This window comes from Streptomyces sp. NRRL F-5755 (assembly GCF_001279365.1).
In the GTDB taxonomy this organism is placed as follows: domain Bacteria; phylum Actinomycetota; class Actinomycetes; order Streptomycetales; family Streptomycetaceae; genus Streptomyces; species Streptomyces rimosus.
In genome coordinates, this window is the sequence record NZ_LGCW01000280.1 from 16,597 (window position 1) to 31,229 (window position 14,633).

Annotated in this window: 9 protein-coding genes; 5 read left to right on the forward strand and 4 right to left on the reverse strand. The window is 73.1% G+C overall.

Going from position 1 to position 14,633, the window contains the following annotated elements:
• Position 1: 1 nt before the first annotated feature.
• The 3 genes from ADK86_RS27575 to ADK86_RS27585 form a co-directional block, all read right to left on the reverse strand.
• Positions 2-3,187 (reverse strand): AAA family ATPase, encoded by a 3,186-nt coding sequence (locus ADK86_RS27575; protein WP_053699050.1) that lies wholly within the window; start codon positions 3,185-3,187, stop codon positions 2-4.
• Positions 3,184-4,350: an exonuclease SbcCD subunit D gene (locus ADK86_RS27580; RefSeq protein ID WP_053699051.1), complete on the reverse strand. Its 1,167-nt coding sequence runs from the start codon at positions 4,348-4,350 to the stop codon at positions 3,184-3,186. The genes ADK86_RS27575 and ADK86_RS27580 overlap by 4 nt, the downstream gene beginning before the upstream one ends.
• A gap of 300 nt (positions 4,351-4,650) precedes the next feature.
• On the reverse strand, positions 4,651-5,523 hold the full coding sequence (locus ADK86_RS27585) for a hypothetical protein (RefSeq protein ID WP_053699052.1): 873 nt from the start codon (positions 5,521-5,523) through the stop codon (positions 4,651-4,653).
• Positions 5,524-5,889: 366 nt separating this feature from the next.
• Here ADK86_RS27585 and ADK86_RS27590 point away from each other — a divergent pair, with 366 nt between their 5' ends.
• Positions 5,890-7,185: a hypothetical protein gene (locus tag ADK86_RS27590; RefSeq protein WP_159393985.1), complete on the forward strand. Its 1,296-nt coding sequence runs from the start codon at positions 5,890-5,892 to the stop codon at positions 7,183-7,185.
• Positions 7,186-7,271: 86 nt separating this feature from the next.
• On the opposite strand, the gene ADK86_RS27595 is transcribed toward ADK86_RS27590, so the two are convergent.
• On the reverse strand, positions 7,272-9,263 hold the full coding sequence (locus ADK86_RS27595; RefSeq protein WP_053699054.1) for an ABC transporter ATP-binding protein: 1,992 nt from the start codon (positions 9,261-9,263) through the stop codon (positions 7,272-7,274).
• Positions 9,264-9,572: 309 nt separating this feature from the next.
• Between ADK86_RS27595 and ADK86_RS27600 the strand changes: the two genes are divergently transcribed.
• From ADK86_RS27600 to ADK86_RS27615, 4 genes are all read left to right on the forward strand, one after another.
• Entirely contained in the window at positions 9,573-10,931 is a 1,359-nt protein-coding gene (locus ADK86_RS27600) for a DUF5685 family protein (protein ID WP_053699055.1), read from the forward strand.
• A 231-nt stretch (positions 10,932-11,162) separates the two neighbouring features.
• The gene (locus tag ADK86_RS27605) at positions 11,163-12,707 is read left to right on the forward strand and encodes an amino acid permease (RefSeq protein ID WP_053699056.1); all 1,545 of its coding nucleotides are present in this window, start codon (positions 11,163-11,165) and stop codon (positions 12,705-12,707) included.
• A 51-nt stretch (positions 12,708-12,758) separates the two neighbouring features.
• Positions 12,759-13,760: an SMP-30/gluconolactonase/LRE family protein gene (locus tag ADK86_RS27610; RefSeq protein WP_053699057.1), complete on the forward strand. Its 1,002-nt coding sequence runs from the start codon at positions 12,759-12,761 to the stop codon at positions 13,758-13,760.
• 214 nt (positions 13,761-13,974) lie between these two features.
• Positions 13,975-14,217 carry a WhiB family transcriptional regulator gene (locus ADK86_RS27615; RefSeq protein WP_053699058.1) on the forward strand — a complete coding sequence of 81 codons (243 nt, stop codon included), beginning with the start codon at positions 13,975-13,977 and terminating at the stop codon, positions 14,215-14,217.
• The last annotated feature ends 416 nt before the right edge of the window (positions 14,218-14,633 follow it).

Sequence of the window (14,633 nt, forward strand, 5' to 3'; positions counted from 1 at the left end):
CTCAGTCCTGTACCCGGTGGCGTACGGACGATCCGGCCCGGTCCTTGACGACCTCCAGCTGGGCGGGGATGCGCTGCCGCAGGTCCGCGACATGGCTGACGATGCCGACGCTGCGGTCCCGCTCGCGCAGCGAGTCCAGGACGTCCAGCACCTCGTCCAGCGTCTGTTCGTCCAGGCTGCCGAAGCCCTCGTCGATGAAGAGGGTGTCCAGGCGGGTGCCGCCCGCCTCGTCGGTGACGACATCGGCGAGGCCGAGCGCCAGCGCGAGCGACGCGAAGAACGTCTCGCCGCCGGAGAGGCTGGCGGTGTCCCGCTCGTGGCCGGTCCAGGCGTCGACGACGTGCAGGCCCAGGCCGGATCGGCGGGCGCCGCCGGCGCGCTCGTCGGAGTGCACGAGCGTGTAGCGGCCGGAGGACATCCGGTGCAGACGCGCGCTGGCGGCCGCCGCGACCTGTTCGAGCCGGGCGGCGAGGACGTACGACTCCAGGCGCATCCGCCGTTCGTTCTCCGCCGACGTACCGGCGGCGAGCGCGGCGAGGCGGGCGACGCGCTCGTACTCGACGCGCAGCGGGGCCAGCCGCCGGGCGTCGGCGTGCGCCTGCGCGGCCAGCCGGTCCAGTTCGGCGCAGCGTTCCTCGGCGGCGGCGCAGGCGGCACCGGCGGCGCGCAGCCTGCGCCCTGCCGCGTCCAGCTCGGCACGGGCCCGGTCCGGTTCGGCGGGCGGGAGCGCTGCCGCCGCGATGCCCTCCGGGTCGGCCAACTCGGCTTCCACGGCGGCCGATTCGGCTTGGTAGCGGTCCAGGCGCTGTTGCAGGTCGCGCCAGTCGGCGTCGCTCAGCAGCGCGTCGGACGCGGCCTGCGGGGTGTCGAATCCGGCGCGGTAGGCGGCGTCGGACAGGTGGGCGTCGGCCTCCTTGAGCCGTTCGGCGCAGGCTTCGGCGGTACGGGCAGCGGCCGCGGCCTCGGCCAGCAGCGCGACCTGCCGCTCCAGGCGCCGGGCCCGATCCGCGACGGTCGCGCAGTCACCGCGCGCCTCGTTCAACTCGGCTTCGATGGAGGCGAGTTCGCGGTCCAGCGCTTCGCGGTGGGAGGTGCGGGCGGCGGCGCGGCGCTCGGCCTCCTGCTGCTCGGCGCGGCGGCGCTCGTACTCCCGCTCGGCGCGGGACAGCGCTTCCCGGGCGGCGTGCAGACCGGCGCCCGCGGCCCGTTCGCGCGCGTAGGATTCGTGCAACTCGTCGGCTGTACGCGCGAGTTCGGCGACCGGCGTGTCCCCGGCGGTCGCGGTCGCGGCGGCCAGTTCCTCCTTCAGGGTCTGGCGGGCGCGCTCCGCTTCCTGGCGTACGGTCTCGGTCCGCCGGTAGGCGTCCAGCGCGGCTTCCTCGGCCGTACGGTCCACGTGACCGGCTTCGGTACGCGCCGGGGCGGGGTGCTCGGTGGCCCCGCACACCGCGCACGCGGCGCCGTCCTCCAGCCCGGCGGCGAGTTCGGCGGCGATGCCGCGCAGCCGGCGGTCCTTGAGGTCGAGCCAGTGCTCATGGGCCGCCGCCGCGCGTTCCCGGGTGCGCAGCGCCTCCTCGTCGGCGGCCCGCACCTCGTCCGCGAGCCGGTCGCGGCGCCGCGCGGCGTCCAGGCGCTGGCGGGCCGGGTCGAGCTGCGCGTGGAGCTGTTCGGCGCGGGCGGCGGCCTCCTGCGCGGCCTCGATGCGCCGCTGGTGTTCCTGGTGGGCCGGTTCCCAGTCCGCGAGCCAGGCGGTGGCGTCGAGCAGCGTCTGCTCGTCGGCGCGCGCTTCCCGTTCGATTCCGGCGCGCTCCCGGCGGATCTCGGCGGCGCGTCCCTCCGCCCGGCGGGCCGCCGTCAGCGAACCGAGGTCCTGCCGCAGCTCGCGCTCCAGCGCGGCGAGCCGTTCGCCGTCCGCGCCGGCGAGGTCCGGCGGCAGCTGGGAGCGGGCGCTCCGCTCGGCGGCCTGCGCCGTCCCGTGCTCGCGCCAGGCAGCGTCCCGCAGGGCCAGCGCCGGGGCGACCTCGGAGGCCGCGCGGGCGCGCGCCAGCCGCTCCCGGGCGCGGTCCCGTTCGCCGGCGCGCGCCGCCAGTTCGCCGGCGCGCCGCCGCGCCTCGGCGTACCGGCGCTGGAGGCGGTCCCGTTCGCGCTCCTCGTCCGCCCGCGCGCGGGCCGCGGCCTCCGCGGTCTCGGCGGAGCGTACGGCGAGCCGGGCGATCGCGTACCGCTCCCGCGCGGTGGAGCGGGCCACGGCCGCCCGTACCAGTACGGCTTCGGCGAAGCCGGGATCACCGGGGCCCGGCGCCTCGGCGGCGGCCTTCGCGTCGGCTTCGCGTCCGTACTGCCCCGGTACGACCGCGGTCGCGGTGGCCGTCGTCCCGCCGCGCGCCGCGCCCGTACCGGCACGCTGCGCCGTACGGCCCGTACCGCTCCGGCGGCCGGACCCGGCAGCTTCGGGGGCACGCCCCGGCACCGGATCTTCGAGATCGGCCGACTCTCCCGCCGCCTGGTCCATCCGGTGGGCGAGCGCCAGCAGCCGGTCGTCACCGGCGGCGACCCGGTCGGCGGCGGCCTTGCGGCGGGTGGCGAGCTGTTCTTCGAGCGCGGCGAACCGGCGGGTGTCGAAGAGCCGGCCGAGCAGCCGGGCACGGGCCTCGGCGTCGGCCCGCAGAAAACGCGCGAAGTCCCCCTGCGGCAGCAGGACGACCTGGCAGAACTGCTCCTTGCTCATGCCGAGGAGCTGACCGATCTCCTCGCCGATCTCCTGGTGGGAGCGGCTCAGCGCCTTCCAGTGCCCGGCGCCGCCCTCCCGCCCGTCGCCGTCCGTCACGTACTCGCGCAGCCGGCTCTGCGCCTTCTCGCGGGTCGTGCCGGTCCCCCGCTTCTTCGGGCGGGGCTGCTCCGGCAGCCGGGTGACCTCCAACCGCCGCCCGCCCACGGTCAGTTCGAGGACCACCTCGGTGGGCGTCAGCGGGTCGGCGAGGTCGCTGCGCAGCGCCTGGCCGCTCTGCCGGGTGCCCGGCACGGACCCGTACAGCGCGAAGCAGACGGCGTCCAGGATGGAGGTCTTGCCCGCGCCGGTCGGTCCGTGCAGCAGGAAGAGACCGGCCCGCGCGAGCCGGTCGAAGTCGATGGTCTGGGTCCGGCCGAACGGGCCGAAGGCCGTGACCGACAGCCGGTGCAGCCTCACCGCGCCACCTCCCGCAGCACGTCGTCGACGCGCACCTCGTCCAGGGCCGAGCGCAGGACGGCCCGCTCCTCGTCGTCCACGGCGCGGCCGGCCCGTACGTGCTCCACGAAGTCCTCGGCGATCTCCTGGTCGCTGCGCCCGCGCAGCCGCTGCGCGTACGAGGCCAGGGAGCGGGCGGGGCCCTCCTCCGGCTCGAAGGCGAGGCTGAGGATGTGCGGGAACCGCCCGGCGAGCCGGGCCATCGGCTCGTGCGGGCGCGCGGCGTCGGTCAGCGTCGCCTCCACCCACGCCTCCTCGTGCCGGGCCAGCGCCGGGTCCTCCAGGAGGTCGGCGAGCCTGCCGCGGACACGGGCCAGCGGCCGGGGCACCGGGCAGTCCAGGCGCTCGGCCCGTACGGCGCCCGCGGCGTCCAGCTCCACGAGCCACATGGACTTGCGGTGGTGCTCCTCGGAGAAGGAGTAGGCGAGCGGCGAGCCGGAGTAGCGGACCCGGTCGGTGATCGTCTGGCAGCCGTGCAGATGCCCGAGGGCCGCGTAGTCCACGCCGTCGAAGACCGCGGCGGGTACGGACTCCACGCCGCCGACCGTGATGTCGCGCTCGCTGTCGCTGGGGGCGCCGCCGGTGACGAAGGCGTGCGCGAGCACCACCGAGCGGGTGCCCGCCGGGCGTCCGGCGAGGTCGTCGCGCACCCGGTCCATGGCCGCGCCCAGCACCTGCGCGTGGTCCGCCCGCCGGGCGCCGAACTCCTCCTTGACCAGGGCCGGTTCCAGGTACGGCAGGCCGTACAGGGCGACCTCGCCGTGCGCGTCGCGCAGCACGACCGGGTCGGCGCAGGCCGCCGGGTCGGTCCGCAGGTGGATGCCGGCCTGCCGCATCAGTCCGGAGCCGACGCCGAGCCGGCGGGCCGAGTCGTGGTTGCCGGAGATCATGACGGTGGGCACGCCCAGGCCGGCGAGGCGGTGCAGCGCGTCGTCGAACAGCTCCACGGCGGCGAGCGGCGGTACGGCGCGGTCGTAGACGTCGCCCGCGACGAGCACCGCGTCGACGTCCTCCGTACGGACCGTCTCGACCAGGTGGTCGAGGAAGGCACGCTGGGCGCCGAGGAGGTTCACGCGGTGGAACGAGCGGCCGAGGTGCCAGTCGGAGGTGTGCAGAAATCTCAAGAGACCGCCTCGACCCGCACCGCTGCTACTCCTCCGCTCCCGTGGCCCGCACCTGGCCCGTACGTCGCCGCCGCCCGGTCCTGCCGGCCGCCGGCCCCGCCGGCGCCGCCGGACACCGCGTTTCCCACCCGCCTCAGTCTGCCACCCGCACCACGGGCCGGACGACCTCACCCCACGACGGCATCCGCGACCGCCTGTGATGCGGCTCACTTTCAGGGGCGCGGCCGAACATGCAGAAGCCGAGGGCGCCGGATCATCACCCGGCGCCCTCGGCGGACTCCCGCGTCAGCCCCTCACCCCTCAGGACTGCGTGGCACCCTGCTGCCCTTGCTGCGCCTGTTGTGCCGCTTTAGCTGCCTTGTCCGTGATGTCCACGGTGTCCTTGGCGGGCGGCGCGGTGACGTTCACGTCCGTACCGAAGTCGCTGAACTTCAGCGTGGTGGTGACGGCGGCCCGTGCGCCGCTGTTGCCCTGCTGGCCGGTCCTGGGCCTGACCTCGAACTTCTCCTGGCGGACCCGGCCCTGCCCGTCCAGCCACACGTCGAGCGGCAGCCGGTCGCCGAGCTGGGCCCGGAGCTGCTTCGCCTGCCGCGCGTTGTCCTTGGCCAGCTGCGTCACATCGACGGACACCTTGTAGTGGGTGGTGGCCGTGCCGTCGACGGTCTCGGTGCCGACCTTCTTGACGTCCTTGTCGCTGACGCCCTTCATGTAGCCGAAGGAGGAGGTCGGGTCCTCGTACTGCGAGCTGCTGCCGGTCTGCCGCAGCAGCTTCTTCACGTCCACCTTCAGCCACGACTTGCCCTGCGGCAGCTGCTCGCGCTGCGCGGCGGGCGGCTGCTGGTAGAGGATGCCCTCCACCATCCGCTGGTGTATCCGCTGGTTGCCGGTCAGCAGCACCAGCTCACTGCTGCCCTTGGCCAGGTCCACCACACCCGACCCGCGGACCTCGGCGTTCGTCCCGCCGCTCTGCGCCTTGGTGACCAGCGTCATCTTGGCGGTCCCGGCGCTCGTGGTCTTCTGGTGCGCGGCCCGTACCGCCTGCGGGCCGTCCGCCGCCCCGCCCGGCGCGGCCGGGGACCCGGACTGCTGGTCCGAGGGCTTGCCCGATGCCTTGCCGTCCGCGCCACCGCAGCCGGCGACGGCGGCCAGGGACAGCGTCCCGGCTGCCGCCACGGCTAAGAGACGCGGACGTGTGCTCGCTGTTCTCACTGTGACCTCCTGGTCGGAAAACCCGTGCGGGCCGACGCTCCCCCGCGCGTCATGGGGCTGCGAGTGCCCCGCGGTACGGGGATGAATCACGGGAGCCGGTCCGGCGGGAAGCGCGGCGGGCCATACGACACCCCGCAGGTTGCGTGGCCGTACGCTCGAACACGAGGTTGCCGAGAATGAGTTCGCCGATATCCCGACGGCGTTTCCCGGCCGTTCACCCCCATAATTCAGCCAGCGCCCCGTATGGCCGGAACACCGTCGAACACGCCTTCCGCAATTGACGGCACCACATGCCACGGGCAGCCTTGCGGGCACCGAAACAGCGACGAGATGGGGACGCGAGTGACCGCCAACGGTAATGGCAAGTCCGCCGACGAACCGTACGTCATCACCGGCCGGGGGAAGGACGCCGCCCCCGCGAACGCCTTCTCCCTGTTCGCCGATATCAACTACAACGTGGGAGGGCCGCGCACCAAAATCCTCGTCATCCCGGTCAACGGCACGGCCAACAACTTCAGCGACTACGGATTCGACCAGAGCGACGACGGGGTGAGCAGCGTCGTCAACAACACCGACCGGGACAACATCCTTTTCACGCGGACCAACCAGGGCGGCTCGCAGCTGCCGGTGTCCGCCAACTCCTCGGTCGGCGACCTGACGCGCATCCCGCTGTCCGGCAGTTCCACCGGCACCTGGAACGACCAGGCCCAGTCCGCGCTCGCCTTCAACAAGCCGGTGCCGCTGCCGGTGTTCACCGCTCCCCGGCCCAGCGCCCAGACCGAGGACCGCCGGCAGGCCGTCCAGGGCAAGGCGGCCCCCGACGTCCAGCAGGTGCTGCTGTACGAGGGCGCGAAGCCGCTGGGCACCTGCCCGGTCAAGGACAGCGCGTGGGAGTACACCCCGGACACCGACTGGCCGCTCGGCCAGCACGACCTCTCCGCCATCGCCGTGCGCGACGACGTGCAGTCCGGCAAGGCACCGTTACGTTTCTACGTCACCCTGCCGACGCCCGTGGTGGACATCAGGTCCCCGCAGGAGGGCGCCGAGGTGGACAGCGGCGTCACCGTCGACGGCGTCGCGTTCAACGCCGACACGGTGCGGCTCACCGAGGGCGGCAGTCCGCTCGGCAGCGTCAAGGTGACCACCAACCTCTGGAGCTTCGGCCGCGAGGGCGGCTGGCCGCCCGGAAAGCACAGTGTGACGGCGACCGCCGTCAGCGGCAGCCAGGAGTCGGAGCCGGACACCGTCGACTTCACGGCGGCCAACAAGAATCTGAAGGTCGAGTTCACCTTCAACTCTTCCTGGCAGGACTGGCAGACCCACAAGTACATCTACTCCTACGACGTCACCCTGTACGCCGGGGAGACCGATGTGAAGCACTGGAACGTCGGATTCGGCCAGCTCCCGGACGGTTCGGTGCTGGCCCCGGAATTCGAGGCGAGTTTCTGGGGGCTCATCATCAGTGACGGCTCGGACGGAAATGTCGTCCTCGGTTCGCCTCCGGAGGGCGTGCACATCGTCCCGGCGAAGGGACATCTGACCATTCGCGTCCTGGTGCTCATTCCGACGCAGGAAGACGCGTACAAGAAACTGTACGGCCTTTTCGCGAAGTCACTGACGGAATAGCCGCGGCTCCGCACGGACGCGACCGCGGGGTTCCGGACCGGGTGGTCCGGGGCCCCGCGGTCCGCTGCCGCACGACCGCCGATCCGCTAATCCGCGGTCTTCGGGTGCTTTTCACCGTCCGCGGAGTCGCGCCTCCCGGAGCCGTCCGGTGCGGCGGTCGCGTACTGGGCCGCCTGGATCTCGTAGAGGGACCGGTAGTGGCCGCCGGCGAGGGCCATGAGCTGGGTGTGGGTGCCCTGCTCGATGAGGCGGCCGGCGTCGAGGACGTAGATGAGGTCGGCGCTCGCGGTGGCCGCGAGCCGGTGGGTGATCAGCAGGACGGTGGTGCCCCCGCCCGTCAGGGCGCGCAGGGCACGGAACGTCTCGATCTCGGCCCGGGGATCGAGCGCGGACGTCGGCTCGTCCACGACCAGCAGCGCAGCTTCGCGGTAGCGGGCGCGGGCGCCGCCGAGGCGCTGCCACTGCCCGCCGGAGAGCTGGGTGCCGCGTTCGAAGCCCTTGACGACCAGACTGTCCCAGCCGTGCGGCAGCGCGGTGATCATGTCCGTGGCGTCCGCGCCGTCCGCGGCCCGCTCGACGCGCCACTGGTCGAGCCGCTGGTCGCTGCGGCCGATGTGGACGTTGGCGCGGGCGGTCATCGGCCAGTGCGGGAAGTCCTGGGCCAGCAGCGCCACTTGGCCGAAGACGGCCTCGCGGTCGGCGTCGCGGGTGTCGGTGCCGTTCCACAGCAGCCGCCCGTCGCTGGGCAGGTACAGGCCGGCGACGAGCTTGGCCAGCGTGGACTTGCCCGAGCCGTTGGCCCCGACCAGCGCCACGACCGTGCCGCGCGGGATGGTCAGATCCACCTTGTCCAGGGCGGCCGAGGCGGCGCCGGGGTAGGTGAAGGAGACCGTCTCCAGGCGGACCTCCTCCAGCGGCCCGGACAGCGCGTCCCCGCTGTCGGGGATGGCGTGCCGCTCGGCGAGGGTGCAGGCGTCCTCCCAGTCCTTGAGGTACATGGCCTCCTCGTAGAGCCGGTTGAACTGCATGACCAGCGCGAGCAGGCCGGCGCTGGAGGTCCGTACGGCGATCACGGCGGTGCCCGCCACGGCCAGCGGCATGCCGCCGCCGGTCAGCAGCAGCCACAGCACGCCGTAGGCGCCCAGCGCCGCCAGGCCCGAGCCCGCCGAGGCGACGGTCTGGGTGGCGGCCTCGGCGCGGGCGAGCCGCTGCTGCTCGCGCTCCATCGTGCGGGACATGTCCGCGTACGCGTCCACCAGCAGGCGCCCGGCGCCGTGCACCCGGATCTCGGCGGCGCACGCCTGGTCGGTGAGCTTCTGGGTGATGACGGAGATGGCGCGGCGGTGCTCGATCCAGGTGTGCCGCGAGTCGTACTGGCGGCGGGCCGAGAGCACGGCGCTCCACCCCTTCGGCGCGGCGACCAGGAACAGCATCAGGACCAGCAGCGGGTGCAGCAGGAGCAGCACCCCGGCGGCGGCGATCAGGCCGATCAGCGCGTTGAGGACGAGCACGGAGGAGCCGAGCATCATCCGGATCGAGTCGGTGCCGAACCGGCCGGCGTCCAGGGCCCGGTGCACCTTCTGGTCCTCCAGGGCGGCGAGTTCGACGCGGATGACGCCCTGGTAGAAGCGGGCCGTGCAGACACGCTCGATCTTCGGTTCCAGCTGCCCGGACGCCGCGGTGGACACCGCCGACAGCAGTGACGAGAGCACCGCGACGACGGCCACGGCCGCCAGGGCGGGCAGCGCCTGGCGCAGCCGCGCGGGCGTGGGCCCGGCCGCGAACAGCGCGACGAGCACCTGGTTGGTGGCCACCAGCGTGAAGGCGCGCAGCACGCCCTGGCCCACCTCGGCACCGAGCAGCGCCAGCAGCGCGCAGCGGTCCTCGCGCCAGGCGGCCCTGGCCACGGTGCCCATCATGGCGGGAAACTGCCGGGCCATCGCCCACAGCCCCATCCGCAGCAGCGGCATCTCGTGCCGTGTGAACGACAGGTCGTAGCGCAGGGCGCCGCCGAACAGCACCCGTTCGCTCTCGGACACCGGCAGCCCGGCGCGGGTCCTGACGCGGCGGCTCTTCATCGTCCCTCCGGGCGTGCGGCGGGTGCTGTACGGGTACGGGCGACCCGGACGGCACATGCGGACGGGCGGACCCGGGCGGGGTCCGGCCCGGTCGTCGCCGTCGCGGCATCCTTCATGGCTGCTCCTCCGGCTTCGGTCGTCGTGCCTGCTGCTTGCCCCGTCCGGCACGCCCCGGCACGCCCGCCCGCCGACCCGGCGGCCCCCTGCGCCGACCGGGCCGCACCACCCCCACCGGCCCGCGCCATGCCGGGTAATACGATTTCCAGCCACAACCGATCGTCACCGAAGTCTTACGGGGGTCTCTTTCACGTGTTCGGAATCGTCCGGCCCTGCACCCACCGCCTGTCCCAGGGGCTCAAGGCGGAGTGGATGGCCCACCTGTGCGGGCTGTGCCTCGCCCTGCGCGCCGATCACGGGCAGTTCGCCCGGGTGGTCACCAATTACGACGGGCTGATCGTGTCCGTCCTGACCGACGCCCAGACCGGCCGGGTGGCGGACCGGCGCCGGACCGCCGGGCCCTGCCCGCTGCGCGGCATGCGCACCGCCTCGGTGGCCAAGGGTGAGGGCGCCCGGCTGGCCGCTTCGGTCTCGCTCGTGCTCGCCTCGGCGAAGATCCGCGACCATGTCGCCGACCGGAACGGGCTGCTGCGCCGCCGCCCCGTGGCCGCCGCCGCACGCAAGGTCGCGGCCGGCTGGGACCGGGCCGGTGCGCGCACCGGCGCCACGCTGGGCTTCGACACGTCCGTCCTCGTCGACGCGGTCGACCGGCAGGTGGGCATCGAGGAACTGGCGGGCCCCGGCACGCCGTTGACGGTCATCACCGAGCCGACCGAGACGGCGACCGCGGCGGCCTTCGCACACACCGCCGCGCTCGCCGGGCGGCCCGGCAACGCGGCGCCGCTCGCCGAGGCGGGCCGGCTCTTCGGGCGGCTGGCCCACCTGCTGGACGCGGTGGAGGACCGTACAGCGGACGCCGCCGAGGGCGCCTGGAACCCGATCACCGCCACCGGCGCCTCCCTCGCGCAGGCCCGCCGGCTGTGCGACGACGCGCTGCACGGCATTCGCCTCGCGCTGCGCGACGTGGAATTCGCGGACTCCAAGCTGGTCCACGTCCTGCTGGTGCACGAGCTGCGGCGGTCGGTGGACCGGGCCTTCGGTACGGGGGCCTGCGCGCATCAGGGGCACGGGAACCCGTACGGCAACGGGTACGGGCCGGTCCAGCCCGGTCAGCCCGCACCCGGCTACGGGCAGGTGCCGGCCGGCGCCCCGTACGCCCACGGTCCGCAGCATCTGAACGGCCCGCAGAATCCGTACGCGACGGGCGGGCCGGTGCCGCCCGGGGGCGGCTCGGGTGCGGGATACGGCGGCGGGCCGGGCGGTTCCGGGGGTTCCGGGGGCCAGGGCGGCGGTTTCGGGGGCGGCGGGATGCCGAACTTCACTCCCCAGCCGCCGAAGAAGCCCCGGGGCCTGCTGGCCGGCTGCGTGGTCGCCGTCGGTCTGTGCTGCACGTGCAAGGTCTGCTGCGCTTCGGAGTACGAAGGAGCGTGGTCGCGCAAGAAGCGCGAGGGCTGGTGCCAGGAGTGCTGCGACAGCTGTGACTGCTGCCCGGACTCCTGCTGCTGCGACGGCTGCGACTGCTGCTGTGACGGGGGCTGCTGCGACTGCTGATCGCGTAAGTACCACCGGCTGCTCATCTCGCCCGCCTCCGTTGCGTCGCTACGGGTCCGTAGCGACGCAACGGAGGCGGGCGTACGTGCCGACGCGACCGGACAAGAACCGGTCACCTACGAGGACCGGCCAGATATCCGGACATCCGGCCGGAAGATCCTCGACACATGCGCCTCCCTGGCCCTTTCCTTGCGCCAACGGCCCGTCCATCCCGTAATGGAGGCAGCTTCCGTGACGCGTACAAGGCAACTCCGCCGGGACGGCCGGACACCGTCCGGCTCCCCCGCCCCGGACGATCACGACTTCCTGCGCACACTGGGCTACACCCCGGTGCTGAAACGGCGGATGGGCCCCTTCGCGAACTTCGCCAGCTCCTTCTCCGTGATCTCCGTCCTGTCCGGCTGCCTGACGCTGTACGGATTCGGGCTGTCCACGGGCGGCCCCGCCGTCATGATGTGGGGCTGGATCGGCGTCGGCATCATGGTGATGTTCGTCGGCGCCGGCCTGGCCGAGGTCACCAGCGCCTACCCGACCTCCGGCGCCCTGTACTTCATGGCCGACCGGCTCGGCGGCAAGCGCTGGGGCTGGTACACCGGCTGGCTGAACCTCCTCGGCCTGCTCGGCGCGATCGCCGGCATCGACTACGGATGCGCCCTGTTCATGGGCGCGTTCGCCGGCCTCCAGTGGGGCTTCGAGCCCACCCCCGGCTCCCTCATGGTCATCTACGTCTGCGTCCTCGCCCTGCACGCGGCCCTCAACCTCTTCGGGGTACGCCTGGTCGGCATCCTGAACTCGGTCTCGGTGTGGTGGCACCTGGCCGGAGTCGCCCTGATCGTGGGCGTACTGTGGCTGGTTCCGTCCCACCATCAGCCGGTCTCCTTCGTGTTCACCACGTTCGTCAATGAAACCGGCTGGCACAGCACGCTGTACGTGGCGCTGATCGGCCTGCTGCTGGCGCAGTACACCTTCAGCGGGTACGACGCCTCGGCGCACCTGAGCGAGGAGACCACCGGGGCCCAGGTGAACGCGGCCCGCGGCATCGTCCGCGCCATCCGCTGGTCCTGGGTCGCCGGTTTCGTCCTGCTGGCCGGGCTCACCTTCGCCATCCAGGACTACGCGGGCGTACGGAACACGCCGACCGGGGTGCCGCCCGCGCAGATCTTCCTGGACGCGCTGGGCGTCAGCGGGGCGAAGGCGCTGCTGCTGGTGGTGATCGTCGCGCAGCTGTTCTGCGGCAACGCGGAGGTGGCGGCCACCTCGCGGATGGTGTTCGCGTTCTCCCGCGACGGCGCGCTGCCCGGCTCCGCCTGGTGGCGCCATGTGTCGCCGCGTACGGGCACGCCGACCCGCGCCGTCCTCCTGTCCGTCGCCGTCGCCCTCGTCCTCGCCCTGCCCTCCCTCTATTCCTCGGCGGCGTATGCGGCCGTGACCTCCATCAACGTCATCGGCATCACCCCGGCCTACGCGATCCCCATCTATCTGCGCCTGCGCCACCGCGACAGCTTCCGCCCCGGCCCCTGGAACCTGGGCCGCTGGGGCGTCCCGGTCGGCTGGGTGGCCGTCGTCTGGGTGGCCTTCGTGACCGTCCTCTTCTGCCTCCCGCAGTCCGCTCCCATTTCCCTCGCCACCTTCAACTACGCGCCTGTGGCCCTGCTCCTCGTCCTGTCCCTGGCCACCGCCTGGTGGGCCGTATCGGGCCGCCGCACGTACGAACTCCCGCCCGCCGCCACCGAACCCCCGACCCCGCGGCACGACGCGAACCGGACCGCCCCCTGACCGTTCCGCCACCTCTGGTACGGGCCGTCGCACCCGGGTAGTCAGGGGGACATGGCCAACACACAGCAGACGAACCGGATCCCCCTCCCCATGCCGCCGCTGCGGACGGTGCCATTGGACGGGAGGGGCCCGGAGGACGTGGTGGTGGACGCGGTCGGGCGGGTGCTGACCGGGGTGGAGGACGGGAGGGTGCTGCGGCTGGACCTCTTCCCGAAGGGACCGCAGGGCGTGGTGGCCGGTGTGCCGCGGGCCGAGGTGATCGCCCGCACGGGCGGCCGGCCGCTCGGGCTGGAACCGCTGCCCGACGGCGGTGTCCTGGTGTGCGACGCGCGCCGGGGCCTGCTGCGCGTCGACCCGTCCGACGGTACGGTACGGACGCTCGCCGACACCGTCGACGGCGCCCCGCTGCGCTTCTGCAGCAACGCCACGGCGGCCGCCGACGGCACGGTCTACTTCAGCGTCTCCAGCCGCCACTACCCGCTGGAGGACTGGCTCGGCGACATCCTGGAGCATTCCGGCACGGGGCAGCTGGTCCGGCTGCGCCCCGGCGGCAGGCCCGAAGTCGTCCTGGACGGGCTCCAGTTCGCCAACGGCGTCGCGCTGGCGCCGGACGAGTCCTTCGTGACGGTGGCGGAGACCGGTTCGCGCCGGCTGACCAGGCTCTGGCTCACCGGACCGCGGGCAGGACAGCGCGACGTACTCGCCGACGATCTCCCCGGCTACCCCGACAACATGTCGCGCGGGTCCGGCGGCCTGTTCTGGGTGGCGCTGGCCGGACCGCGCTCCGCGAGCCTGGAGCGGCTGCACCGCGGCAAACCGGCGCTGCGCCAGGCCGTGGGGAGCGTGGCCCGGCACGTCCGCCCGAAGCCGGGTCCGCTCACCGGTGTCCTGGCGCTCGACGCCTCCGGCCGCATCGTCCACGACCTGCGCCGCCGCAGCCCCGACTACCGCATGGTCACCAGCGTCCACGAGCACGACGGCCATCTGGTCCTCGGCAGCCTCCACGAACGCGCCCTGGCCGTGTGCGCATTCCCTTCCGCATCACGCGGTTGAATCCCGCCCACCAGGGAACCCGGGACACCCAGGCTCCATGTGCGGTCCCGTACACCAGGGCGCCGCACCGGCCGATCATCAGAGCCCGCCGCGCCTTTGGCGCCGGGCCGGCCGGTGTGCCGCCCCGCCGCGCGGATCCGGCCCGGTGCGCGCCGCCGCGGAGCCTGCGGAATCCGACAGCAATCTCCTGGCGACTCGGCGAGGGAAAGCAGACATGGAGTGGTGGGAACAAGCGGCGTGCCTGGACGAGGACCCGGAACTCTTCTTCCCCGTAGGAGTAACAGGCCCCGCCGCCCAGCAACAAGCGGACGCCAAGGCGGTATGCCGACAATGCCCGGTGACCGCCGAGTGCCTGGAATGGGCACTGGAGATCGGCCAGAACTACGGCATCTGGGGTGGTATGGACGAGGAGGAGCGTCGGAAGCTCTCTGGCCTGCGAAAACGCAGGGCAGCCTGAGGGGCGACGAAGCTGTGGGACTTCTCTGGGACTTTGCGCACCGGCCGAGACCAGCTGACTCCCCCCGGGCCAAGGCCGGACTCGGTGCGCCCCAATCCGATCTACGTGAAGACCGCATCGATGGCGGCGGTGCCGTGCGCCGGCGCGGGGCAAGAAGTGGGAGTACGTCCGCAGCGTGAAGCCGGGATCCGAGTGCCCGAGCCACCGCGCCAGGGACACAACGGACTCGCCGGCCTCAAGTTCCTCGGAGGCGTAGAAGTGGCGCAAGGCATGAGAGCCGTGCTCCCTGGACGGCTCCCACACACGAGAACGCCCTGAGCGGCCCTCTTGCAGCGGATCGATCACACCTGCTCTGGCCAAGGCCGGCTTCCACACGTCCGGGTTGACGTCCCTGACCTTGCGGCCCTTGGGAAGCG